Here is a 24,661-nt window from a genome sequence, read left to right on the forward strand (position 1 = left end):
CCGGTACGCGACGGCGGGGCGGGGCCGTCGACGCGGGCGGCGCTCTGCCATCTCCACGGTGCTTGAATGAGTCGATGACCTCCCGCGCCGACCACCTCGCCGACTTCGCCGAGTTCCTCACCGCCTCGCCCTCCTCCTTCCACGCCGCGGCGGAGACCGCGCGGCGACTGGCGGCGGCGGGGTTCGAGTCCGTCGATGAGACCGCCGCGTGGCCGTCGGAGCCCGGGCGCTACTTCGTCCTCCGCGACGGGGCGGTCATCGCCTGGCACGTCCCGGCCGGGGCCACCGCGGTGACGCCGTTCCGCATCCTCGGCGCGCACACCGACTCCCCCGGCTTCAAGCTGAAGCCGCGGCCGACGGTCGGGTCGAAGGGCTGGCTGCAGGCCGGCGTCGAGGTCTACGGCGGACCGCTGCTCAACTCCTGGCTCGACCGAGAGCTCGAGCTGGCCGGCCGCATCGTCACCCGCGACGGCGCCGAGGTGCTCGTGCGCACCGGCCCGTTCCTGCGCATCCCGCAGCTCGCGATCCACCTCGACCGCGAGGCGAACGACGGCCTGAAGCTCGACCGGCAGAAGCACACCGTCCCCGTCTACGGCCTGGGCGACGCGGACGGGAACGACCTGCTCGAGATCCTCGCCGCGAAGGCCGGGCTCGACACCGCCGCCGACATCGCCGGCTACGACCTCATCACCGCGGACACCCAGCCGCCCGCGCGCTTCGGCCTCGACGACGCGCTCTTCGCGGCCGGGCGGATGGACGACCTCAGCTCGGTGCACGCGGGACTCGTGGCGCTGCTCGCGGCGAGCGCCGGGGACACGGACGCGGAGCCGCGGCACATCAGCATGCTCGCCGCCTTCGACCACGAGGAGCTCGGCTCGGCCAGCCGCTCCGGAGCGAGCGGCCCCTTCCTCGAGGACGTGCTCACCCGCATCGGCGCCGCACTCGGCGCGGGCGTCGACGAGCGCGCCCGCGCGATGGCGCGGTCCTGGTGCCTCTCCGCCGACGCCGGCCACTCCGTGCACCCGAACTACCCGGAGAAGCACGACCCGGTGAACCAGCCGGTCGCCGGCCAGGGCCCGCTGCTCAAGATCAACGCCTCGCAGCGCTACGCGACCGACGCGCGCGGCGCGGCGCTCTGGGCCGGAGTGTGCGCGCGGGCCGGAGTGGAGTTCCAGGAGTTCGTCTCGAACAACACGGTCCCCTGCGGCTCCACGATCGGGCCGCTCACCGCCACCCGGCTCGGGATCTCGACGGTCGACGTCGGGGTGCCGCTGCTGTCGATGCACTCCGCGCGCGAACTCGCCCACGTCGACGACCTCGTCGCCCTGACCCGCGCGATCGAGGCGTTCTTCACCGCCGCCGACTGACGCCGGCGGGCCTGCAGGCCGCCGTCTCGACGGGGGCGGATCTCGATACGCGCGCTGCGCGCGCTACTCGATCAGCATGAAAGGGGCGCGCTGCGCGCTCTGCTCGCTCAGCACGGAGGGGCGCTGCTCGACCTGCATGGCGGGGCACTGCGCGCACTGCCCGATCAGCACGGCGGGGCGCTGCGCGCACTGCCCGATCACAAGGTGCCTCTGCAGCACCATGCTGGTCGAGCAGCCCCGCAGGGGCGTCTCGAGACCCACCCTCTCCGGCAGTGCCGGTCCGGAGACGCGGTCCTCCGACGTGGGCGGAACGGCCCCTCCCGGATCGCAACCCCCTTGCCGCGCCACCCGAGCACGCGGTGCCCTGGGGCATGCGCGAAGTGAAGCTCGTCCGTCTCGTCAGCCGTCTCGAGAACGTGGCCGCCCTCGATCCGCTCGTCGACCGGGTCAAGAAGGTGGTCGACGCGGTCATCCGGCCGCAGCCCGTGCGGGACGTGCTGCACGGCGTCCCGATCGGGCACCCGGTGCATCCGCTGCTCGTGCTCGTGCCGACCGGCGCGTGGGTGTCGGCGGCGGTCCTCGATCTGCTGCCCGGCAACGAGCGCGCGGCGCGCACCCTCATCGGCCTGGGGATCGTCAGCGTGCTGCCCACCGCCGCCGCCGGCTACACCGACTGGTCCGAGCTGCACGAGCAGCAGAAGCGCGTCGGGCTCGTCCACGCGGCCGCCAACGTCGCCGGGACCGTCCTCTACACCGCGTCCTTCGTCCAGCGCGTGCGCGGGCGGCGCGCCAGCGGGAAGGTGCTCAGCGCGCTCGGCCTCGCCGTCGTCTCCGGCGGCGGCTACCTCGGCGGCCACCTCAGCTACCGCCAGGCGGCCGGTGCGAACCACACCGAGGACGTGCCGCACCGCTTCCCGACCGGCTGGCACCCCCTCGGCCCGCTCGCCGAGCTGCCGCAGAACTCCCCCGTGAAGAAGACCGTCGCCGAGACCCCGCTGCTCGCCGTCCGCCGCGGCGACCGCGTCGACGTCCTCTCGAACGTCTGCAGCCACCTCTCCGGCCCCCTCGACGAGGGCGAGCTCCGCGGCACCGGCGCCGACGCCTGCATCACCTGCCCCTGGCACGCGAGCGCCTTCTCGCTCGAGACCGGCGAGGTCGTCCGCGGCCCCGCCACCTCACCCCAGCCGCGTTTCGAGACGCGCGTCACCGACGGCCTGGTGGAGGTTCTGCTGCCGCACGCGGGGTGAGCGGGACCCCTGCGGCGCGCCTCAGTCCACTCGCGGCCAGTCGCTCGTCAGCGACGCCTCGATCGCCCGGTGCCGGAACCCGTACAGCTTCCCTCGGTCGATGATCCCGCGGACGGTGTCGAGACGCTGCGCCGTCGTCCCCACCTCCGACGGCTTCGACAGACCGAGCGCGCGGGCGATCCGGGTCAGCGACCGATCGCGGGCCGGCAGAACCGCCATCGCTTCGAGGAAGGCGCGCTCTCGCGCGGGCAGCCGGCCGAGGATCCGCTCGACATGCGCGGCCGCCTCCCGCTGCACGCCTCGCCAGCCCGCAAGCACCTGCCGGCGCGTGATCGTGGCGTCGGTGCCCGCGTACCAAGCGCTCTCCCCGGCCAGCTGGAACAGGAACGGCTCACCCCGGCAGAGGTCGACGATCGCCGCGACGGCGTCGGCCTCCATCCGGATGCGGCCCGTCCCACCCGCGCCGTCCGCGACCTCCCAGCCGGGCAGCACGAAATCCTGCAGCGCCGCGACGATGTCGTCGTCGTCGATGGCCGTCAGCACGGTCGTCTTGAAGCGGCGAGCGAAGGTGGCGCCCTTCTGGCCGCCGGCGCGGTCCTCGAAGTCGGGCAAGCCGGTGAGGTAGACCGCGATGGGCAGGAAGCGGGTCACCTGTACGCCGCCCGGCAGCGCGACCGTCTCCTCGTGGGTGATGGCATCGCCGAGCGCGATCAGCAGCTGCGAGAGGCCGCTCTCGTCGGCGATGTTCTGCACCTCGTCGAGGTGCACGAGCACGACGACGTCCTGCGCGATCGCGGCCCGGCCCACCTCGACGAGCAGCTCGGTCAGCGCGGTGTGCGCCTCCGGGCCGTCCTGTCCGCGGAGGGTGAGCGACAGCCCGGATGCAGCGACCGCCTGCACGCGCTCGAGGAGGGCCGCGATCCGCTTCTCCCGGGCCGTCGGCAGACCAGCGGCCTCGGCGAGAGCGAGCAGGGCGGCGGCCACGAGCTTCAGCGGGTCGGCGCCCGACGGGATGCGCAGCTGCGGAGTCACCCAGTCGCCGTCCGCTGCGGCGTCGCGGGCGATCCGCCGCACCAGGGCGGACTTGCCGAGTCCGGGCTCGCCGAGGATCGTGCGGCCGCGCTCAGGGAGGCCTCGCGCGAGGCGGGGACGGAGCACGTCACGCCAATCGCTCAGCTGCGTCGTCCGCCCCGCCCAGATCTCGGGCACCGCGTCGGAGCCGGGACTGAACGGGTTGTCGAGAGAGTTGCGCATGTTGATAATGTTACCAACTCGACCATCGGCGATAATGTTATCGCCGCGGTGATCGCCTGCTCACCCGCTCCGCCGCTCCTCCGCCAGTGCCGCGAGCTGCTCGCGGCAGCGCGCCAGCAGCGCGTCCTTCTGCTGCTGCGGCTCCGGCGGGAACAGCTCGCCGAGGCGGGACCAGTCGGCCGTGGCCGGGATCGCGGCCTCCTCGTCGATCCACTCCGAGAAGGCCGTCGTCAGGCGGTCGGCCTCGGCGCGGCGCCCGAGCGCCAGGAGCGCGCGGATCGCGGAGACCGTCTGCTCGTCGTAGTGCGGCGCTGTCACCGCGTCGCCGGTCAGCCCGGCCGCCGCCTCCCAGTCGTCGGCGGCGCCCGCGTCGTCGCCGAGGCGCGCCCGCGCGGTACCGCGGCGCAGCAGCAGCCCGGCGGGGACGGCCGACGGCGGGCGCTCCTCGCCGAGGCAGGCGGGCGGCGCGAGGGCGGCGCAGAGGAAGGTCAGCGCATCGGTGGGCGACGACGCGTCGGCGAGCGCGATCATCGTCGCGTCCCAGACCTCGAGCACGCGCCCCTCGGGCACCCGGCTCCCCGGGCCCTCCCCCTGCCCGAGCACCCGGCCCAGCAGCAGGCCCTGAGCGCGACCCGCTCGGCCGTCCGCGATCAGCAGCGCCGCGTACTCGAGGGTCAGATCGTCGCGCTCGAGGACGAGCGCCTCGTTCTCCTCGAGGAGGGCGAGCCGCTCCTCGTGCCCGAGGAGCACCCGGAGCTGGTCGTACTCGACGAGGAGCCCTGCGTCGCCGGGGGCGAGGTGCCGAGCGCGCTCGAGGTAGGCGAGCCCCGCCTCGGCGTCGCCGTAGGCGGTGCAGGAGGCCGCCCCCAGCGCGCGCAGCGCGGCCACCCGCACCCACGCCCTCGGGTCGTGCGCGGCGGCGGACCACGTAGCAGCGAAGGCGTCCTCGACGCGGCCCACCGCGGAGTACCAGCCGCCGAGGAGGAAGCGGGCGGTGGTGTCCTCGGCGTCGGCCGCCTCCAGCGCCTCGACGTCCTCGAGGCGGACCGGGCGGCAGCCCTCGAGCGGCGCCTGCTGCGCGATCCGCCGGGCGGACCGTGCCTGGTCGGGCCGACCCTGCCGCTCGTGCAGCAGTGCGGCGTGATAGTGCACCAGCGGCACCACCCCGGTCCGCTCGCCGGGGGTGCGCCGCGCGGCATCGGCCGCGAGCGCGAGGGCGAGCAGTCGCAGTGCGTCGTCCGGCAGCCCCGCGTCGCGGTACTCCAGCGCGACGTCGAGCAGCGCGTCGGCGTCGGCGTCGAGCGGCCGGCCGGCGAGGTCGCGCGCCCAGTGGTCGAGCGGATCGCGCGCGAGCACGCTCTCGAGCAGCGCCCTCGACTGCTGCGCCCGCCGGCCGCGCCGGAGCACGACGGCGAGCAGGACCGCCGCCCGCGCGTGCTGCCCGTCGACCACGCGCACCTCGCGCAGCACCGCCTCGGCCTCCTCGAGGCGGTCCGTCGCCAGGAGGAGCCGCCCGAGCGCGACACCGGACGGGACGCGCCAGGCCGGTGTCCTCCGCGCCGTGCTCAGAGCCTCGAGCGCCTCCTCCGGCCGTCCCTGCCGGGCGAGGAGCTCGCCCAGCCGGTGGTGCGCCTCGCCGTCGGCCGGCACCACGCCCCGTGAGGTCAGCCGCTCGATCGCGGAGCGGAGGTGGCCCTCCGCCTCGTCGAAGCGGCCCGCGGCGGCGAGCGACCGCGCCAGCGCGACGCGGCAGCGGGCGTCGCCGGGGTCCCGCCAGACCGCCTCCTCCCAGTAGTGCTCGGGCGCGCCTCCGGAGTGCGGGCGCTCCTCGAGGTGCAGACCGAGGAGGAACAGCTCGTCGTTGGACGCGACGTCCTCCGGAGCGGGCGGAGGGGGCGGCGGCGCAGCGCTTCCCCTGGACGTTCCACTGGTACTGTCGGCGGAAATGGCAGCGTTGTCATCGAGCACGCCGCCCAGTCAAGATCAGATCCGGTGCCGAGATGGAGGACGGAACCCGTGGAACTTCTGGACGGAACGCTGATGAGGTGCGCACGGACGCCCACGATCCTCGGGGCGGGCTTCCCGGGCGAGACGATGCACGTCCTGCCGCGTCCCCGCGTCCGGGAGGCGCTGACGCAGCCGGGGACGTCGCACCTCCTGGTCACCGACTGCGGCCACTTCCCCGAGGCGCGCGGGCACGGACGAGTGCGCACCAGCCCGATCGCGGACGCCGTCGTCCTGGTCTGCACCCGGGGTTCCGGCTGGTGCACGACGGCGGCGGGCACCTTCGCCGTGACCGCGGGGCAGATCGTCCTGCTGCCGCCCGGCGAGCCGCACGGCTACGGGGCCGACGCCGCCGACCCGTGGACGCTGTGGTGGCTGCACCTCGCCGGCAGCGACCTGCCCGAGTTCCTGCAGGCCGCGCGCGCCACGGTCGACGCTCCGGTGCGCACCCTGTCAGACGTCTACGCCGCGGTCGCGCTGATCTCGGCGGCGATCACGCACCTGGGCTGCGACTCGACGATGAACAGCCTGCTCGCCGCATCGGGCGCCGCCTGGCACCTGCTGGCGATCCTCGCCTCGGACCGCCCGCCCGGCGACGCGCGCAGCACCGCCCTCGACCGGGCCGCGCAGTTCCTCCACGACCACCCCGCCGAGCGGATCGAGGTGGCGGAGCTCGCCTCGATGGCGTGCCTGAGCCCGTCGCACTTCGCGGCCCTCTTCCGGCGCCGCTTCGGGATGCCGGTGCTGCAGTACCGGACCGAGCTGCGGATGGCGCGGGCCCGCGAGCTGCTCGACATGACGGAGCGGCCGATCGCCGAGGTGGCCGCCGCGGCCGGCTACGAGGACTCCTTCTACTTCGCCCGGCAGTTCAAGCGGATCCACGGCCTGACTCCGCACGCGTACCGGACGCGGAACTGAGCGGAGCGGAACCGAGCGGCACGGAACCGAGCGGCGCGGAGGACAGCGGCGCGGGCCCGGTCTCCCCGGTCTTCCCGGACGCCAGGACGAGGCCGTTCAGCCGCCGCTGCAGCTCGACGTTCGACCAGCCCGGGTGCTGCGGTGCGGAGTTGGAGCCGACGAGCGTTCCCCAGTAGCCGAGGTCGATGCAGCGCTGGACGGCGTAGCCGGCGAGGACCCGGCCGGCCGGCCCGTCCTCGAACTCCGCCTCCAGCGGCGTGTAGCCGATCCAGCCCTCGCCGACCACGGCGGGGATTCCGCGGCGGCGGGCCCAGGTCGCCACCGCGCGCAGCCGGACGTCGATCGCCTCCCTCATCGCGACCTCGTAGCGGCCGTAGTGCGAGTACAGCCAGGCGTCCCAGGCGACCGGATCGACCTGGTCGTAGGCGTAGAACATGCTCGGGCTGATGCCGGTCGCCGCGAGCCGCCACGGTTCGACGGTGTGCGCCAGGGCGTCGAACTCGGGCGCCCCCTCGCGCAGGAGCGATCTCAGCTCGGCGCTCGGGAACACCGGCGGCTCGGCCCGCACTCCCGCCCACTCCTCCAGCGCCGCGAGGACCCCGTAGACGTAGAAGTGCACGTGCGCGACCTGCGCGTTCTCCGGCACGGAGTCGAGGTCGAGGTACGGCGGGATCCCGTAGCAGACGGTCGACAGGACATCCGGATGATCCGCCTGCAGGATCTCCAGCGCGGCGGTCAGGTACGGCTTCTGCGCCCAGAAGGTGTCGAGCCCCTCCGCCGGCACCTCGCCGAGGCGGGAGAGGTCGACCTCGTTGTGCACCTCGACGTAGGCGATCCGGTCGGCCAGCCCCTCGACCTCGAGGAAGGCGATCAGCCGCGATTCGGCGCGGGCGAGAGCCTCGTGGCGCTCAGTCGGCGGGATCGCCGTCAGCAGGTCATGCCAGGACGCGTCGCTGAGGAACGCGGGGCTCTGCTGGTACTCCCAGGAGGAGACGATGACGAACACGTCGTGCGCGGCGGCCTGGCGGAACAGCTCGACCAGGCGCGCCCGCAGGTCGAGCACGGCGCCGCCGACGGCGTCGTACCAGCGCGTGCCCCGGCCGACGTCACCGCCCATGTTCGAGAAGCGCAGCTGCGAGGTGTCGATCGAGTGGTCGCCGAACAGCAGGAGCGGAGCCGCGCAGATCCGGACCGTGTTGCAGCCGCGCTCCACCGCCTCGTCGAACGCGCGCCCGAGGTCGTGGAAGGGCTCGCCCGGCATCGTCCGCGTGTACCAGGAGAAGTCCCAGAGCGAGAGGGTCAGCCGCGGCGGCAGGTGAGCGGGCGGGCGGGGTGAGCGGGTCGCGCGGGTCATGCCGGGTGCTCCTTCAGGCCGGAACGGTGCTCCCACGCTAGGCCTCGTGCCGCCCGATCCGCACGGGCGATCCTCCGGAGAAGACTGGAGGATTCGCTGATCACCCAGGAACTGCCACAGATGCCCTGTCTGCACCACCTGGACGATGGGACGGTCGACCGACCGGTGCGGTGCGAACGCGCCGAGGGTCAGCCGCGCGGTGCCGCGACGGACCCGCCCGGGCGCCACGGCCCGCCGATGCGCTCCTGCAGCAGCGGCGCGGCCGGGTCGGCGAGGCGGGCGAGCAGCGCCTCCACCCCGCGGCGGCCGAGGGCGTGGCCCGGCGCGACGAGCAGATCGAGCGCGGGGTCGGCGAGGTCCGCGACGTCGGGGTCGGAGGCGAGCAGCACGATCGAGAGGTCCTCGGGCACCCGCACGCCGCGGTGGCGCAGCTCGTGCGCGAAGCCGACCGCCGCGCCGCCGTTGATCACCAGCACCGCCGTGGCCGTCTCCGGGTCGAGCGAGCGGGCCAGCGCGCGCCCGCCGGCGGGCGTCTCCTCGCAGTGCAGGAGCGCGTCGGTCAGGCCGCGGGCCGCGGCCGCCCGCTCGAACGCCTCCCGGGTCCGCGCGTAGGGGCCGAAGCCGGCGCCACCCTCCGGCCCGAGCACGAGCGCGACCCGGCGGTGCCCCAGGGCGGTCAAGCGCTCGAGCGCCTCCTCGACCATGCCCTCGAAGTCGATGTCCACCCAGTCGAGCGCCGAGGGGTCGCGGGTGCGGCCGAGCAGGGCGAACGGGGTACCGGAGTCGCGCAGGACCGCCACCCGCTCGTCGTCCGACGTCACCTGCATCAGCACGACGCCGTCGAGCAGGCCGTCGGCGCGCAGATCGGCGAGCTTCTCCGCGCCGCCGACCGTGGGCCAGAGCACGATCGAGTAGCCGCTCTCGGCGGCCGCCTCGGCGGCGCCGGCGAGGAACGTCGTCGCGGTGTTCAGCGGACGCGAGGGGACCAGCGGGTAGACGATCGCGATCATCATCGAGCGCCGGCGGGCCAGCGCGCGGGCCAGGGCGTGCGGGCGGTAGCCGAGCTCGCGCATCGCCTCCCGGACCCGCTCGGCCGTCTCCGGCGAGACCGGCTTGCTGGCGTTGACGACGAAGGAGACGGTCGCGATCGACACGCCCGCGCGGCGCGCGACGTCCTGCATGGTCGCCATCGCGCCTCCCTCCGCTCGACGCGCCCCGCCGCGGTTGACGCGGGGGCGCGGTGTCCCGCAGTCTAGGAGCACTCGCCGGTAAAGCGCTTAACCGCTGCACCGGCGCACTCGACACCTCCGACGAAGAAGGACCCTCCGTGACCACACCCGCCGCTCCCCTCCGCGTCCTCGTCTGGGGCGAGAACCGCCACGAGCAGATCGAGGAGAAGGTCCGCGCGATCTACCCCGACGGCATGCACACGACGATCGCCGCCGGCATCACCGAGAACCTCGGCGAGCGCGCGACCGTCTCGACCACCACGCTCGACGAGCCCGAGCACGGCCTCACCGAGGAGGTCCTCGCCGGCACCGACGTGCTGGTCTGGTGGGGCCACATGGCGCACGACGCCGTCGCCGACGAGATCGTCGAGCGCGTGCAGCGCCACGTCCTCTCCGGCATGGGGCTCGTCGTCCTGCACTCCGGCCACTGGTCGAAGATCTTCGGGAAGCTGATGGGCACCACCTGCACGCTGCGCTGGCGCTCGGCCGAGGACCGCGAGATCGTCTGGACCGTCGACCCGACCCACCCCATCGCGCAGGGCGTGCCGCACCCCTTCACGATCCCGCAGCAGGAGATGTACGGCGAGTTCTTCGACGTCCCCGCGCCCGACGAGCTGGTCTTCCTCTCCACCTTCTCCGGCGGCGAGGTGTTCCGCTCCGGGATGACCTGGAAGCGCGGCCACGGGAGGATCTTCTTCTTCTCGCCCGGCGACCAGGACTTCCCCGTCTACCACCACGCCGACGTCCGCCGCGTGATCGCGAACGGCGTCGAGTGGGCGCACTCCGACCGCCCCGAGCGCCGCCTGCCCGTGCTGCAGCGCTACGAGTCCGGCGAGTTCTTCGCCGGCGAGGACTACCAGGGGGCGCTCGTCCGATGACCGTCCGTCTCGTCCAGGTCGGAGCGGGCGCCATGGGGCGCGCGTGGATCCGCACCATCCGCGACCACCCCGACGCCGAGCTGGTCGGCCTCGTCGACCTCGACGTCGCGCTCGCCGAGCGGGCCGCCGAGGAGGAGGGGGTCGGGCCGATCGCGGTCGGCAGCTCCGTCGCCGAGGTCGCCGCGCGCTCCGGCGCCGATGCGGTCGTCAACGTCACCGTGCCGCGCGCGCACCTGCCGGTCAGCAGCGAGGCGCTCTTCGCCGGGCTGCCGGTGCTGTCGGAGAAGCCGATCGCGCCGACGATCGCCGAGTCGCTGATCCTCGCCGCGACGAGCGAGGTCGCCGGGCAGCTGCTGATGACCAGCCAGTCGCGGCGGTACTACCCCGCGATCGCCGCGTTCCGCGAGCAGGTCGCCGGGCTCGGGGAGCTCGGAACGGCGTCGGTCCTCTTCGCGAAGGCGCCGCACTTCGGCGGCTTCCGCGAGGAGATGCCGCACGTGCTGCTGGTCGACATGGCGATCCACGCCTTCGACGCGGCGCGCTACGTCCTGGACCGCGACCCGGTCGCCGTCTACTGCGAGGAGTACAACCCAGGCTGGAGCTGGTACGCCGACGGTGCCGCGGCGAGCGCCGTCTTCGAGTTCGCTGGCGGCGTCCGCTTCAGCTACACCGGCAGCTGGTGCGCCGACGGGCTCGAGACGTCCTGGAACGGCGACTGGCGCGTCACCGGCGCGGGCGGCACCGCGCACTGGGACGGCGACGGCGCGCCCTCCTGGCAGGCACGGGAGTCGGAGGCGGTGCGGACCGCGACGCTCGAGCCCGGCCCGCAGGAGATCGCGGGCTCGCTCGCCGAGTTCGTGCGCGTGCTGGGCTCCGGCGCCGTGCCCTCCGGCGAGGTGCACGCGAACGTGCGGAGCCTCGCGATGGTCGAGGCGGCGGTGCGCTCCTCCGAGACGGGCGCGCGCGTCCGCATCGACGACGTCCTCGAGGAGGGCTACGCGGAGGCCCTCGGCCTCGCGCGCGACGAGCGCGTGCGCGCCGTCCTGGCCGGCTGGGGCTCGGCGGCGGCGGGCCTCGCGGCCCGCTGAGCCGACGGAATCTCTGCATGCTGGTCGAGTAACCCCGCAGGGGCGTATCGAGACCTACCGTCCTCAGCAGGGCAGGCCGGCAGACCCCTCTTCTGACGCAGGTGGATCTCGATACGGCCGCTCCGCGGCCTCCTCGATCAGCATGCATCCGCCAACGGACCCGCGACGGGGCCAGAGCTCCGAGCAGGCCCCCGTACGCGTCCACTCGCAAGCGCCGACCCACGCGAGTGGACGCACATCGGGCCCTGCCCTCCGGCCGAACCCCGTTCCGAGTCCACCCGCTCGCTCTCGCCCATGCTGGTCGAGTACCCGCGGCACGCGGCCCCTTTCATGCTGGTCGAGTAGCCGCGGCACGCGGCGTATCGAGACCCACCGGCCCCAGCAGGGCGGGTCTGCAGACCACTCTCCTGACGCAGGTGGATCTCGATACGGCCGCTCCGCGGCCTCCTCGATCAGCATGGGGGCGCCCGCGTCGGCAAGATCGGCACGCCCCCGCTTTCATGCTGGTCGAGTAGCCGCGGCACGCGGCGTATCGAGACCCCCGGCCCCAGCAGGGCGGTTCGCAGACTTCTCCTCCCGACCCCGCCCCCGGGCGTTCGCCCGCCGGACACCTGGGCGCGCCGTCGCGTTCACCCGGGAAGGCCAGCGTGGGCGGGTTCCTTCGAAACCGCTCAGGAGACCCGTGCCCCGTCACTTCGCCCCCCGCCGCACCGCCGGCGCCGCGCTCACCCTCGTCCTCGCGAGCTGCACCGTCGGCGCCGCGCTGCCCGCCACCGCCGCCGGCGACTCCTTCTTCACGCGCATCGCCACGGTGCCCGCGTACCTCAACGCCGCCGACCCGGCGGTCGACTCCGCCGTCGCCGAGATCTCCAGCGCCTCGCCCGACGGCCGCCTCGTCTACTCCACCGACTCCGCCGGCCAGCGGATCAACGTCCTCGACATCAGCGACCCCGACGCGCCGAAGCCCCTCGGCGGCGTCGGCGTCGGCGGCGAGCCCACCTCGGTCTACGCGACCGGCGAGTACGTGCTCGCGGTCGTCGACACCTCCGACGGCGACTTCGCGAGCCCCTCCGGCCACGTCAGCGTGCTGCACGCGAGCGACCTCGCCCCGGTCGCGACGATCGAGCTCGGCGGCCAGCCCGACTCCATCGACGTCACCACCGCCGGCGACCTCGCCGTCATCGCGATCGAGAACCAGCGCGACGAGGAGTTCACGCCCGAGGGCGCCGAGGAGGGCGACCTCCCGCAGGCGCCCGCGGGCGAGCTCGTCGTGATGGACCTCACCGCCGACCCGTCCGCCTGGGTCGCCGAGCACATCGCGCTCACCGGCCTCGCGGGCCTGAACACCCCGAGCGACCCGGAGCCCGAGTACGTCTCGATCAACCCCGCCGACACCGCCGTCGCCGTGACCCTGCAGGAGAACAACGCCGTCGCGATCCTCGACCTGGCCACCCGCACCGTCACCGCGTCCTACTCGGCCGGCACCGCCTCCGTCTCCGGGATCGACACCCTCGACGACGACCGCATCGCGCTGACCGACTCGATCACCGACGTCCCGCGCGAGCCCGACGCGATCGGCTGGGTCGGCGACGACCACGTCGCGATTGCGAACGAGGGCGACTGGAAGGGCGGCACCCGCGGCTGGTCGATCCTCGACGCGGCCTCCGGCGCCGTGGTCTGGGACGCCGGCAACTCCTTCGACCACCTCGCCGTCAGCCTCGGCCTCTACCCCGACCAGCGCTCCGACGCGAAGGGCTCCGAGCCGGAGGGCCTGCTCTCGGCGACCTTCGACGGCGTGCCGTACGTCTTCGTCGGCGCCGAGCGCGCCAACTTCGTCGCGGTCTACGACGTCTCCGACCCGGCCGCGCCGCGTCTCGTGCAGGCGCTGCCGTCCACGCCCGGGCCGGAGGGGCTGCTCGCCCTGCCCGAGCGCGACCTGCTGGTCGTCTCGAGCGAGACCGACGACGCCGAGGCGGCGGTGCGCGCGAGCGTGCAGCTCTACGCGCTCGGCGCCTCCGCCCCGGCCTTCCCGACCATCGCGTCGGCCGACGTCGACGACTCACCGCTGCCGTGGGGCGCGCTCTCGGGCCTCTCGGGCGACCCGGCCTCCGCGGATCGTCTCTACGCCGTGAGCGACAGCGCGTACGCGCCGAGCACGATCCACTCGGTCGACACGTCGGTCGTCCCGGCGCTGATCGACTCGACGCTCACCGTGACGGAGGCGGGTGAGCCGGCCGCCCTCGACCTCGAGGGCATCGCCGCGCGCGAGGACGGCGGCTTCTGGGCGGTGACCGAGGGCGCGACCGGACCGGAGAACGCGCTGCTGCGCCTGGACGCCTCCGCCGCCGTGCTCGAGCGGATCGCGCTCCCCGCCGAGCTGGGCGACGCGCTCGGCTCGCAGGGCTTCGAGGGCGTCACGATCGAGGCGGGTGCGGACGGCGAGATCGTCTGGACCGCACTGCAGCGCGAGGCGTCAACCGACGCCGACGGGATGGTGCGAATCGGGCGCTACGACGTCGCGGCCGGCAGCTGGAGCTTCTTCGGCTACCCGCTGGAGACCCCGTCCGGTGCCGAGGGCGACTGGAACGGCCTCTCCGAGATCACGCTGACGCCCGCCGGGACCCTCGCGGTCATCGAGCGCGACAAGCGCAACGGACCGGACGCGGCGCTCAAGGCCGTGTACACCGTGCCGCTGCCGACGGGGCCGGGCGCCATGATCGGCGAGGAGCTCCCCGTGCTGGAGAAGACGCTCGCCGTCGACGTCCTGCCCGCGCTCGAGGCCGGCAACGGCTGGACCCAGGAGAAGCTCGAGGGCCTGGGCATCACCGGCGCCGGCGAGGTCTTCGCGGTCACTGACAACGACGGCGTCGACGACGCGAACGGCGAGACGGTGCTCGCGTCGCTCGGCTCCGCGGCCGACGTGTTCGGAGCGGCGGTGACGCCGACCCCGGTGCCGACGACCGAGCCGACCGCTGTGCCGACCGCCGCGCCGACTGCCGTGCCCACGGCCGAGCCGACCGCTGCGCCCACTGCGCAGCCCACGGCCGGACCCACGGCCGAGCCCACCATTGCGCCGACCGCGCAGCCTACGGTCGCGCCGACGCACCCCGCCGGTGCCGTGCCGCCGCGGACGGGCTCCGGCTCCGGCTCGCTCGCCTCGACCGGTGTCGAGACCGGCTGGCTCTCGGCCGCCGCGCTGTCCCTCCTCGCCGGCGGAGCCCTCGTGCTCGGCCTCGCCCGGAGGCGCCGCACGGCGCGCTGACGCCGCGAGATCTCGAGACGTCCGCTGCACATGCTGGTCGAGTAGCCGCGGCACGCGGCCCCGCATGCTGGTCGAGTAGCCGCGGCACGCGGCGCATCGAGACCCGCCGTCACCAGCAGGGCAGGTCTGCAGACTCCACTCCTGGCGGGGGTGGATCTCGATACGCCCGCTGCGCGGGCTACTCGATCAGCATGGAGGACCCGCTCCGCGGGCTGCTCACTCAGCAGAGAAGTGCGCACCAACGCGGCCCCATGCTGGTCGAGTAGCCGCGGCACGCGGCCCCGCATGCTGGTCGAGTAGCCGCGGCACGCGGCGTATCGAGACCCGCCGTCGTCAGCAGGGCTGGCCTGCAGACCCCACTTCTGGCGCCGGTGGATCTCGATACGCCCGCTCCGCAAGAGGGGGCGCCTTCGTCGATGTGTCCGGACCTCCGGCACGCGGAAACACCTCCGGCTCGTCGAATCCGTGGATTCCGACGAGCCGGAGGTCGTTCCGCGTGCCGGAGGTGCAGCCCGGGGGTCAGCTGCCGGAGGGGGCGTCCGACTCCTCGGGGGTGGCGGTGTCGCTCGGGGCGGAGGGGGTCGCACCGGCGTCGGGAGCGTCACCGGCGGCGGGGCCGGTGCCGGGGCGCGCGGGACCGGCGGGCGCCTCACCGGCGGCCGGGGGCGCGGGCGGGGTCGGAGCGGAGCCGTCCGCCGGGGGCGTCGGGAGCTCGCAGTCGCCCGAGGGCGCGGCCGGCGGGGTCGGCGGGGTCACGGCGTCGCCGTCCGCGGGCGCGGCGGGCGGGGTCGGGAGCACTCCGTCGGCGGGCGGGGTCGCCGTCGCGCCGTCGGTGGGCGCGGCGGGAGGCGTGGGCGCCTCGCCGTCAGCGGGAGCCGCCGGCGGGGTCGGCATCGAGCCGTCGGCGGGAGCGGCCGGCGGCGTGAGCGCCTCGCCGTCGGCAGGGGCCGCGGGAGGCGTCGGGGTCTCGCCGTCAGCGGGGGCAGCGGGAGGCGTCGGCGCCTCGCCATCAGCGGGAGCCGCCGGCGGGGTCGGCATCGAGCCGTCCACGGGGGGCGTGGGCGCCTCGCCGTCAGCGGGAGCCGCGGGCGGGGTCGGCGCCTCGCCGTCGGCGGGCGCGGCCGGCGGGGTCGGCATCGACCCGTCCGCACCGGGCGCCGGGGGCTTCGGCAGTCCGGCGCCCGCGGGTCCGCAGGCGGCCGGGCCGGTCGAGGCCGGGCCGGTGAGGGTCGGCGCGTCGCTGGAGTCCGGGGTCGGCGTCGCACTGGCCGTCGCGCTCGGCGTCGTCTCGATCGTGCTCGAGCTCGTCGAGCCGGAGGTGGGCGCGGAATCGGCGAAGGCGGCGGTCGATCCGATCGCGGCGAAGCCGAGGGCGCCGGCGGCGATGCAGAGGGCGATCGCACGGGTCCGGGGGCGGCGCGGGCCGAAGCCCTGGCCCTCAGTACCCGAGCCCTGGGTTCCGGGGGTGCGGCTGTCGGGGGTCTTGCTCATGGGAGTCTCCTCGGTCCGGCCCGGTGCCGTTCCCGTTCGGGAGCGGTTGCGGCCGGTTCCATTTCAGATTCCGAGCCGAATCTGAAGCGGTCCTTAAGAACAGAGGCTCCCCAGCCGAGTGGCGGTCGACGCCGATCCGCGCCCCCTACGGTCGGAGCATGCTCCCCTCCGCCCGCGTGCTCCTCGTCGAGGACGACGACGCCATCCGCTCCTCCGTCGAGGCCGCCCTCCGCGGCGAGCGCTACACCGTGCGCGCCCTGCCGACCGGCGAGGACCTCGCCCGCGAGCTCGCCGACTTCGCGCCCGACCTGGTCGTGCTCGACTGGATGCTGCCTGGCCCGAGCGGCATCGTGCTCGCCGAGCGGATCCGGCGCACCAGCGACGCGGCCGTGATCATGCTGACCGCGCGCGACGCCGTCGACGACCGGCTCCGCGGCTTCGACGAGGGCGTCGACGACTACGTGGTGAAGCCGTTCGTCCTCGCCGAGCTGGTCGCCCGAGTCACCGCGGTGCTCCGCCGGCGCGGTCGCGTCCCCTCGATCATCGAGATCGGCGACCTGGTCGTCGACCCCGACGCCGGACGCGCCCGCCGCGGCGGCGAGCCCCTCGACCTCACCGCCACCGAGTTCCGGCTGCTCGCGTTCCTCGCGGGAAGCCGCGGCCGCACGCTGACCAAGACGCAGATCCTCACCCAGGTCTGGGGCTACGACCACGTCGACCCCAACCTCGTCGAGGTGCACCTCAGCTCGCTCCGCAAGAAGATGGAGGCGCACGGCGACCGCCTCATCCACACCGTCCGCGGGCTCGGCTACCGGGTGGAGGCATGAGCACCCCCGCAAGCATCCCCGCCGCGCGCTCCGCCTCCGCCCCGCTGCGCACCGGATCCCTGCGCCTGCGCACCGTGCTCGCCGTGCTCGCCCTGCTGGCGGTGCTGCTGCTGGCGCTGTCCGCGACGGTGCAGGTCGTGCTCGGCGAACGCCTCCGCGACCAGATCGAGGAGCGGCTGGCCGATCGCGCCTCCGCCGCCGCCGCCCTGGTCGGCACGATCGCCGACGACGAGCTCGCCTCGCGGCTCTCGGCGCAGGGTGTCGCGGTGCGGATCCAGAGCCCCGACGGCGAGGAGGTGGTCGCCGGCCCGAGCCCCGAGCAGCTGCGCCAGGGACCGGGAGCGGCGGACCAGCTGGGCGAGCCGCCGAGCCCGCCCGGGAGCACCAGTGCCGCCGTGCCCACGCCCCGCGACGCCACCGTCACCGTCGCCTCGAGCAGCGTCTCCGGCGACGACGGCCTGATCACCCTGCAGTCCGTCCTCAGCGACGGCACGGTGCTGACCCTCAGTAGCGAGGCGGGCTCGGTCGGCTCGACCCTCGCGTCGCTGAACGGGATCCTGCTCGGCGCCTCGGCCGTGTTCCTCCTGCTCGCCGCCGGCGCCCTCGTCCTGGTGGTCCGCGCGACCCTGCGCCCGCTCGAGCGGATGACGACCGTCGCCCGCTCGATCGCTCACGGCGATCGCGGCCGGCGCCTGCGCCCCTCGCGGCCCGGCACCGAGCTCGGCCGCACGGCCACGGCGTTCGACGAGATGCTCGACGACCTCGAGCAGGCCGAGCAGTCGGCACTGGCCGCCGAGCGCCGGATGCGCGCCTTCGTCTCGGACGCCGCGCACGAGCTGCGCACCCCGGTCGCCGGCATCCAGGCCGCGGCCGACGCGCTGGTCCGCGCCGACGGCACCGAGGAGGAGCGCGAGCGGCTGTCGGTGCACGTGGTCCGCGAATCGCTGCGGGCCGGGCGGCTCATCCAGGACATGCTGCTGATGGCGCGGCTCGACGAGGGGCTCGCCCTCGACGCCCGGCCGCTGGACGCCAGCGCGGTGGCGGCCGCCGCGATCGAGCGGCAGCTGCTGCGCGACTCCGGCCCCGAGATCGTCCTGCACCGCGACCCCGCGGCGCCGCCCGTGCACGCCGACGCCGACCGGCTCGGCCAGATCGTCGGCAACCTGCTCGAGAACGCCGCCCGCTTCGCCCGCTCCCGGATCGACGTCACGCTCGCGCACGCCGACGGCCGCGTCACGGTGACGGTCGACGACGACGGCCCCGGCGTCCCCGAGGCCGACCGCGACCGCGTCTTCGACCGGCTCGTCCGCCTCGACGACGCCCGCAATCGCGCGGACGGCGGCTCGGGCCTCGGTCTGCCCATCGCCCGCGGCCTCGCGCGCGCCCTCGGCGGCGACCTCGTCTGCCTGCCCGGCGCCGCCGGAGCGCGCTTCCGCGTGATCCTGCCCGCCGGCTGAGAAGATCCCCCTGCGGCGTGGGACCCCCCTGCTGATCGAGTAGCCCGCGCAGCGGGCGTATCGAGATCCACCACCGCCAAAAGTCGAGTCTGCAGACCCGCCCTGCTGGCCACCGAGGGTCTCGATACGCCCCTGCGGGGCTACTCGACCAGCATGAAGCGCCCGCGCGTGAGAACTCGCACAGCACATCCGGCGAATGCGCAAGTACGTGTTCAGGGGACGCCTCCCGCGCGACGATGGGCGGGATGGACACGATCGACGAGCGCAGCGCCTGGGCGCGGACCGTCGTCGAGCGCGACTTCGGCGTCCGCCTGGTCGACTTCCTGCCGATCATCGGCGGCCTCGACCACGGCGCTCAGGTCTGGTTCGCAACCGACGACGCCGGCGCCCCGTGGAGCGTCAAGGCCTCCCGCCGCGACGGCCGCTTCGGCCTCGCCCTCGCCTCCGCCCTCGGCGACGCGCGGGCGCCCGGCATCGCCGCGCCCACCCGCGCCCGCGACGGCCGCCCCTGGACCGAGGACTCCGGCCTCCTCGTCTCGCTCGCCCCCTGGATCGTCGGCGACGACGCGGTCGACTCCGGCGAGGACGCGCTGCCCTGGGAGGAGTTCGGCGCGGTGCTGCGCGGCGTGCACGACTCCGCCCCGCCCGCCGGCACCGTCCCGCCGCGCCGCGGGATCCGCCGCGCCCAGCGTCCGCCGGCCGCGCTGCTCGCCGAGGTCGACGAGCACCTGACCCCCGAGCTCCGCGGCCGCCTGCACGCCCTCGCCCGCGCCGAGCGGCGCCTCAAGCGCTCGCGCACGCCGGCCGCCCGCGTCCCCGTGCACGGCGACCCGCACCCCGGCAACGTCGTGATCGACGCGCACGGCAGCCCCTGGCTGATCGACTTCGACGAGGCCACCGTCGCCCCGCGCGAGGTCGACCTGCTCCTGGTCGAGCTGGGCGTGATCTTCGCCCGTCCGATCACCGACGTCCAGCGGCGCGCCTTCCGCGCCGGCTACGGCGAGACCCTGATCGACGACGAGCGGATCGCCCGCTTCGGCTGCGTCCGCGCGGTCGAGGACGTCGCGACCACTGTCCTCCTCTCGCTCGCTCCGGCCCGGACGCCGGCCGAGGAGGAGGAGCGGCGAGCGCTCCTCGAGGGCCAGCTCGGCCCGCACGGCCTGGTCTCGCTCGTCGAGACCGCCCTCGACCGGCTCGGGCAACCGGCCGCCTAGACCCACCCCGCAGCACCGCACCCCGCAGCACCGCACACCTCCCTCCGCACTCCTCCCACCGCACCCACGCAGCACGCACAGAAGAAGGAACCGCCCCTCATGCGCAGACGACTCCTCCCCCTCGCCGCCCTCGCGGTCTCCACCCTCGCCCTCACCGCCTGCAGCGGCTTCGGCGGCGGCGGCGGCTCCTCGGCCGACGGCGACTCCATCACCTTCACCACCTGGGCCAGCGAGTCGGAGCAGGCGGCCTTCGAGTCGCTGATCACCGACTTCGAGGCCGCGAACGACGGCGCGAGCGTCGAGCTCAACGTCGTCCCCTACGACCAGATGTTCAGCAACATCGACGCGCAGCTCAGCTCGGGCGAGGCGCCCGACGTCTTCCGCGTCGACTACGGGAACCTCGGCGTCTACTCCAGCCAGGGCCAGCTGCTCGACCTGACCGACCGCATCGACGAGTTCGACTCCTTCACCCCCGCCTTCCAGGAGGCCGTGTCGTTCGAGGGCACCCCCTACGGCGTCCCGCACCAGACCGACGTCTCGGCCCTGCTCGTCAACACCGAGCTGCTCGCGGCCGCCGGCGTCACCGACATCCCGACCACGGCCGCCGACGCCTGGACCTGGGAGGAGTTCGCCGACGTCTCGACCAAGCTGCGCGCCTCGCTCCCCGCCGAGCAGTACCCGTTCGCCGCCAACTGGCAGCTCGGCGGCACCCCGCGCTGGCTGAGCTGGCTCTTCGAGGCCGACGGCGCCCTGCTCGAGGAGGACGGCACCACGCCCGCCATCGACTCCGAGGCCGGGGCCAAGGCCCTCGACTTCACCAAGAGCTTCTTCGAGAACGACTGGGTCCCGCCGACCAGCTCGGTCAAGTCCGCCACCTACGCCGACTCCTTCTTCACCGAGCAGAGCGTCGCGATGTCCTTCGTCGGCTCCTTCCTCGTGCCGGACGTCGACAACCTCGCCGACTTCGAGTGGACCGCCACCCCGATGCCCGTCGACGCCCGCGGCGCGACCGACCTCGGCGGCAACGCCCTCGTCGCCACCGCCGAGACCGACAACCCCGACATCGCGGCCGAGTTCCTCTCCTTCATGACCGAGGCCGAGAACATGGCCGAGTTCTGCGCCGCCACCAACGAGCTGCCGACCCGCACCGACATCGACCCCGCCTCGATCGACTTCGCGGTGCGCGCCGACGTGATGCCCGTCTTCGTCGAGCAGGCCGCCACGATCACCCCGCGCGACGTCCAGCAGCTCACCTCCCCCTTCCTCGCCCAGATCTCGGTCGCGATGCAGGACCAGCTCGAGGAGGCGTTCGTCGGCGGACGCAGCACCGAGGAGACGCTGACCGGCCTGAGCGACGCGATCGCGCAGGCCACGAGCTGATGACGGCCGTCCCCCTCCGCGGGTCGCCGCCGCGTCGGCGCCGCACCGCCCGCACCCGCGAGGCGCTCGCGGGCTTCGGCTTCGTGGGCCCGAACCTGCTGCTGATGGCGCTGTTCCTGTTCGTGCCGATCCTCTGGGCGATCCAGCTGTCGTTCCAGGAGTCGCGCGGCTTCGGCACCCCGGAGTGGGTCGGCCTCGCCAACTACGCCCGGATGGGCGCGGACCCGGTGTTCTGGCAGAGCCTCGGCAACACGCTGATCTTCACCGCGGTGACGGTCCCGCTGGAGCTGCTCGGCGGACTCGGGCTGGCGGTGCTGCTCAACTCGGTGCTGCCGGCCCGCGGGATCTTCCGCACGATCATCGTGCTGCCGCTGGTCATCTCCGGAGTCGCCTCCGGCATGATCGCGGTCACGATCTTCAGCGAGTCCTCCGGCATCGTCAACAAGGTGCTCTCCTCGCTCGGGGCGTCGCCGGTCTCCTGGCAGTCCGACGGCACCGCGGCGATGATCTCGGTGATGCTCACCGCGGTCTGGCTGCGGATCGGCTTCAACATGGTGATCTACATCGCCGGCCTGCAGGGCGTCTCGCCCGAGCTCTACGAGGCGGCGCGGATCGACGGCGCCACCCGCTGGCAGCAGTTCCGCTCGCTGACGGTACCGCTGGTCGGCCCGTCGACGTTCTTCCTGCTGATCATGAACGTGATCGCCTCGTTCCAGGTCTTCGACATCGTCTTCGTGATGACCGGCGGCGGGCCCGGCTTCTCCACCTCCGTGCTCGGCACCTACGCCTACCGCAACGGCTTCCAGGTGCGCGAGCAGGGCTACGGCGCCGCGCTCGGCGTCGTCATCCTGCTCGTCTCCCTCGCCTTCACCTACCTGCAGTGGCGCACGAGCCGCACCCGCGACCTCGTCGAATAGGAGCCTCCTGTGACGTCCTCCACCCTCACCACACCCGCCGCCGTCGCGGCCGCGACCGTCCGCGACGCGCCCAGGCGCCGCCGCTCCACCCGCGACGGCTCGCGCACCGGACTCGTCGTCCGCATCGTCGTCGCGGTGATCGCCTCGGCGATCGTCTTCTTCCCGCTCTACTGGATGCTCGTCATCGCGTTCTCCCCGCGCGGCGAGGTCTTCTCGCCGGGCCCGCCGCAGTTCTGGCCGAGCGAGATCTCGCTGGAGAACTTCGCGACCGTCTTCGCCCGCTTCCCGGTCGGCGAGTGGTTCGTGAACTCCGTCGTGATCGGCGCGTTCGTCACCGCCTTCACCGTGGTGCTCAACCTGCTGGCCGGCTGGGGCTTCGCGCGGCTGCGCTTCCCGGGCCGCAACCTGCTGTTCCTGCTGGCGCTCGCGACGATGATGATCCCGGTGCAGGCGATCATGGTCGCCCAGTTCAAGCTCGTCACCGGGCTGCAGATCTACGGCACCTACTGGTCGGTGATCCTGCCGGGAGCGGCGGCCGCCTTCGGGATCTTCCTCGCCCGGCAGTTCTTCCTCTCCATCCCGGAGGAGCTGATCGAGGCCGCGCGGATCGACGGGGCCGGCCACCTGCGGGTGTTCCTGCAGATCGTCCTGCCGCTGAGCAAGCCGCTCGTCGCGGTGCTGATCCTGCTCACGCTGCTGGGCAGCTGGAACGACTTCGCCTGGCCGCTGATCGCGCTGAAGGACAACGAGCTGTTCACCCTGCCGATCGGCCTGCTCTACCTCAAGGGCCAGTCGACGCCGGACTACTCGGCGAGCATGGCGCTCGCGCTGGTGTCGGTCCTGCCGATGGTGCTGCTGTTCCTCGCCTTCCAGCGCTACTTCGTCCAGGGCTTCGCCCGCAGCGGCATCCGCTGAGCCGGGTCTCGATACGCCCCTCCGGGGCTACTCGACCACCAGAGTGGTCGCCCACCCCATGCTGATCCACAAGGTGGTCGCCCACCCATGCTGATCCAGCAAAGGAGTCGCCCACCCATGCTGATCGAGTAGCCCGCGCAGCGGGCGTATCGAGATCCCCCACCCCCAGAAGTCGAGGCCGCAGACCTGCCCGGCGGCACCGGCGGATCGTCGCCGGGCTCTCGGCCCGCCGCCTAGTCTGAGAGCGTCCGCCGCACGAACGAGGAGACCTGGGTGAACGTCCGCGAGCTGCTCGGCCACCCGGAGCTGCAGCTCACCCTCGTCGGCGGCGACGACGTGCAGCTGGCCCGCGCGATCTCGGGCACCTACACGATCGATCTGCCGGATCCCGGCCGCTTCCTCTCCCCCGGCGACGTGGTGCTGACCAGCGCGCTCTGGACCTCCGGCCGGGAGAGCGTCGAGCGCTTCGTCGGCGGCGTCGCCGATCGCGGTGTCGTAGCGATCGTCGTCGGCCTGATCGCGGTCGGCTCGCTGCCGGCCGGTATGCTCGAGGTCTGCCGTCGGCACGGCGTCGCCCTGCTGACGGTCGCGCCGGACGTGTCGTTCAAGACCATCGCGCAGACGGTCGCCGGAGTGATCGCGCAGGCCGACCTGCCCACGCTCGGCCGCGAGGCCCGGTTCGCGCGCCGCCTGCTCGCCGATCCCGCCTCGGGCGAGGGCGTCCAGGTCGCGCTGCGGGCCTTCTTCGAGGAGTTCGCGCACGGCAGCTGGGCCGTCGACCGGGCCGGCACCCTGGTCGCCTCCGCCGGCGGACTGCCCACGGCCGCCGACTACGGCGCCGCCTGGGAGGCCTCGCTGTCCTCCCCCGACAGCCGCTGGGAAGTCACCGAGCACGGCCGCTCGCTCTCCCGCCGCGCCCTCTTCTCCGCCGCCGGCGAGCGGCTCGGGGTGCTGGTCGTCACCGGCGATCAGCGCGGCTGGTCGGAGGAGACCGCGGACGGCGTCGAGCTCCTCGCGGGCGCGGTCGCCGGCCGGCTCGACCTGGCTCGCCAGCGCGAGCGCGCGTCGGCCGCGCCGCTGCTCGACCTGCTCCGGGCGCTCCTGCACGACGAGCTGCCCGAGTCCGAGACCGCGGTCCGGCTGCGGCTGCTCGGCTCCCGCCTGGGCGCGCCGCTCCGGGTGGTCGTCGCGCGAACCGACGATCCGTCGCTGCCCCCGGAGGCGCTGCTGGAGCCGCTGCGCGCGGCCGCCGAGCGCGAGCACATGCTGGCACTGGGCGCGGTACTCGACGGGGCCGCGGTCCTGCTGCTCGGCGATCCCGCGGACGGCACGGCCTCGCCCGGCCCCGCGCTGCGCTCCGCCGTGGAGGCGGCGCCGTGGCTGCTGCACGAGCGCCGGATCGCGATCGGCGTGGGCGACGCCTCCCGTGAGGTTGCGCAGCTGGGGGTCTCGCTGCTCGCCGCCCGCGAGCGCGCGCGCGGCGCCTCGTCGGACGAGCCCGTCTCGATCGTCGAGCACACCGTCCCCGTCTCGAGTGACGCCCTGCTCGAGCTGGTCGCGCCGCGCACCCGTGCAGCCTTCGCGCTCGCTGTCCTCGGGCCGCTCGTCCGCTACGACGACGAGCACCGCAGCGACATGGTCGAGACCCTGCGCGTCTTCCTCGAGAGCGGCGGCTCCTGGCGCCAGGCCGCCGACCGCCTGCACCTGCACGCGAGCACCCTCCGCTACCGGATGCAGCGGATCGAGGCGCTGACCGGCCGCGACCTCTCCGCGATGGCCGACCGCGTCGACCTGCACCTGGCGCTCCGCTTCCTCTGACGCGCCGAGCGCCGCCGGACGACAGGACCCGCGCCAATCGA

18 protein-coding genes and 2 pseudogenes are annotated in these 24,661 nt (G+C 74.2%); 13 read left to right on the plus strand and 7 right to left on the minus strand.

Going from position 1 to position 24,661, the window contains the following annotated elements; translation table 11 throughout:
- Positions 1-74: 74 nt before the first annotated feature.
- Positions 75-1,367, plus strand: a complete 1,293-nt coding sequence (locus MT350_RS13705; protein ID WP_243600631.1) for a M18 family aminopeptidase — start codon at positions 75-77, stop codon at positions 1,365-1,367.
- Positions 1,368-1,430: 63 nt separating this feature from the next.
- Here MT350_RS13705 and MT350_RS13710 read toward each other — a convergent pair whose 3' ends face one another.
- Complete coding sequence (locus MT350_RS13710) at positions 1,431-1,568, minus strand: hypothetical protein (protein WP_243616138.1); 138 nt, start codon at positions 1,566-1,568, stop codon at positions 1,431-1,433.
- A gap of 170 nt (positions 1,569-1,738) precedes the next feature.
- Between MT350_RS13710 and MT350_RS13715 the strand changes: the two genes are divergently transcribed.
- Complete coding sequence (locus tag MT350_RS13715; protein ID WP_243600633.1) at positions 1,739-2,614, plus strand: Rieske 2Fe-2S domain-containing protein; 876 nt, start codon at positions 1,739-1,741, stop codon at positions 2,612-2,614.
- A 21-nt stretch (positions 2,615-2,635) separates the two neighbouring features.
- Here the strand turns inward: MT350_RS13715 and MT350_RS13720 are convergent, their stop codons facing one another.
- On the minus strand, positions 2,636-3,868 hold the full coding sequence (locus MT350_RS13720; protein ID WP_243600634.1) for an ATP-binding protein: 1,233 nt from the start codon (positions 3,866-3,868) through the stop codon (positions 2,636-2,638).
- A gap of 60 nt (positions 3,869-3,928) precedes the next feature.
- Positions 3,929-5,836 carry a tetratricopeptide repeat protein gene (locus MT350_RS13725; protein WP_243600635.1) on the minus strand — a complete coding sequence of 636 codons (1,908 nt, stop codon included), beginning with the start codon at positions 5,834-5,836 and terminating at the stop codon, positions 3,929-3,931.
- Positions 5,837-5,908: 72 nt separating this feature from the next.
- Between MT350_RS13725 and MT350_RS13730 the strand changes: the two genes are divergently transcribed.
- Positions 5,909-6,790: an AraC family transcriptional regulator gene (locus MT350_RS13730; RefSeq protein ID WP_243600636.1), complete on the plus strand. Its 882-nt coding sequence runs from the start codon at positions 5,909-5,911 to the stop codon at positions 6,788-6,790.
- Here MT350_RS13730 and MT350_RS13735 read toward each other — a convergent pair.
- Both MT350_RS13735 and MT350_RS13740 read right to left on the minus strand, forming a co-directional pair.
- Positions 6,741-8,144, minus strand: a complete 1,404-nt coding sequence (locus MT350_RS13735) for a cellulase-like family protein (protein WP_243616139.1) — start codon at positions 8,142-8,144, stop codon at positions 6,741-6,743. The genes MT350_RS13730 and MT350_RS13735 overlap by 50 nt on opposite strands.
- Positions 8,145-8,332: 188 nt before the next feature.
- Positions 8,333-9,334, minus strand: coding sequence for a LacI family DNA-binding transcriptional regulator (locus MT350_RS13740; protein WP_243616140.1), 1,002 nt, complete (start codon positions 9,332-9,334; stop codon positions 8,333-8,335).
- A 137-nt stretch (positions 9,335-9,471) separates the two neighbouring features.
- Between MT350_RS13740 and MT350_RS13745 the strand changes: the two genes are divergently transcribed.
- From MT350_RS13745 to MT350_RS20595, 3 genes and pseudogenes are all read left to right on the plus strand, one after another.
- Positions 9,472-10,251, plus strand: a complete 780-nt coding sequence (locus tag MT350_RS13745) for a ThuA domain-containing protein (RefSeq protein ID WP_243600639.1) — start codon at positions 9,472-9,474, stop codon at positions 10,249-10,251.
- The gene (locus tag MT350_RS13750) at positions 10,248-11,339 is read left to right on the plus strand and encodes a Gfo/Idh/MocA family protein (protein ID WP_243616141.1); all 1,092 of its coding nucleotides are present in this window, start codon (positions 10,248-10,250) and stop codon (positions 11,337-11,339) included. The genes MT350_RS13745 and MT350_RS13750 overlap by 4 nt, the downstream gene beginning before the upstream one ends.
- A gap of 1,273 nt (positions 11,340-12,612) precedes the next feature.
- Positions 12,613-14,190 (plus strand): annotated as a pseudogene (locus MT350_RS20595) (esterase-like activity of phytase family protein); the annotation flags it as partial.
- Between the two features lie 188 nt (positions 14,191-14,378).
- Here the strand turns inward: MT350_RS20595 and MT350_RS20600 are convergent.
- Positions 14,379-14,888, minus strand: a pseudogene (locus tag MT350_RS20600) (hypothetical protein); the annotation flags it as partial.
- Positions 14,889-15,120: 232 nt separating this feature from the next.
- The gene (locus MT350_RS13760) at positions 15,121-16,092 is read right to left on the minus strand and encodes a hypothetical protein (protein ID WP_243600642.1); all 972 of its coding nucleotides are present in this window, start codon (positions 16,090-16,092) and stop codon (positions 15,121-15,123) included.
- A gap of 158 nt (positions 16,093-16,250) precedes the next feature.
- On the opposite strand from MT350_RS13760, the gene MT350_RS13765 reads away from it, so the two are divergent.
- The 7 genes from MT350_RS13765 to MT350_RS13795 all read left to right on the plus strand — a co-directional run bounded on the left by MT350_RS13765 (position 16,251) and on the right by MT350_RS13795 (position 24,620).
- Positions 16,251-16,919, plus strand: coding sequence for a response regulator transcription factor (locus MT350_RS13765; protein WP_123446969.1), 669 nt, complete (start codon positions 16,251-16,253; stop codon positions 16,917-16,919).
- Entirely contained in the window at positions 16,916-18,376 is a 1,461-nt protein-coding gene (locus MT350_RS13770) for a HAMP domain-containing sensor histidine kinase (RefSeq protein ID WP_243616143.1), read from the plus strand. The genes MT350_RS13765 and MT350_RS13770 overlap by 4 nt, the downstream gene beginning before the upstream one ends.
- A 245-nt stretch (positions 18,377-18,621) precedes the next feature.
- On the plus strand, positions 18,622-19,590 hold the full coding sequence (locus MT350_RS13775; protein ID WP_243600644.1) for a phosphotransferase enzyme family protein: 969 nt from the start codon (positions 18,622-18,624) through the stop codon (positions 19,588-19,590).
- Between the two features lie 99 nt (positions 19,591-19,689).
- Complete coding sequence (locus MT350_RS13780) at positions 19,690-20,970, plus strand: sugar ABC transporter substrate-binding protein (protein ID WP_243600645.1); 1,281 nt, start codon at positions 19,690-19,692, stop codon at positions 20,968-20,970.
- Positions 20,970-21,887 (plus strand): carbohydrate ABC transporter permease, encoded by a 918-nt coding sequence (locus MT350_RS13785; RefSeq protein WP_123446973.1) that lies wholly within the window; start codon positions 20,970-20,972, stop codon positions 21,885-21,887. The genes MT350_RS13780 and MT350_RS13785 overlap by 1 nt, the downstream gene beginning before the upstream one ends.
- A gap of 9 nt (positions 21,888-21,896) precedes the next feature.
- Positions 21,897-22,802 carry a carbohydrate ABC transporter permease gene (locus tag MT350_RS13790; protein ID WP_243616144.1) on the plus strand — a complete coding sequence of 302 codons (906 nt, stop codon included), beginning with the start codon at positions 21,897-21,899 and terminating at the stop codon, positions 22,800-22,802.
- Positions 22,803-23,075: 273 nt separating this feature from the next.
- Positions 23,076-24,620 (plus strand): PucR family transcriptional regulator, encoded by a 1,545-nt coding sequence (locus MT350_RS13795; RefSeq protein WP_243616145.1) that lies wholly within the window; start codon positions 23,076-23,078, stop codon positions 24,618-24,620.
- Positions 24,621-24,661: the final 41 nt, after the last annotated feature.

The sequence above is a fragment of the Rathayibacter sp. VKM Ac-2928 genome (assembly GCF_022815545.1).
Classification (GTDB): domain Bacteria; phylum Actinomycetota; class Actinomycetes; order Actinomycetales; family Microbacteriaceae; genus Rathayibacter; species Rathayibacter festucae.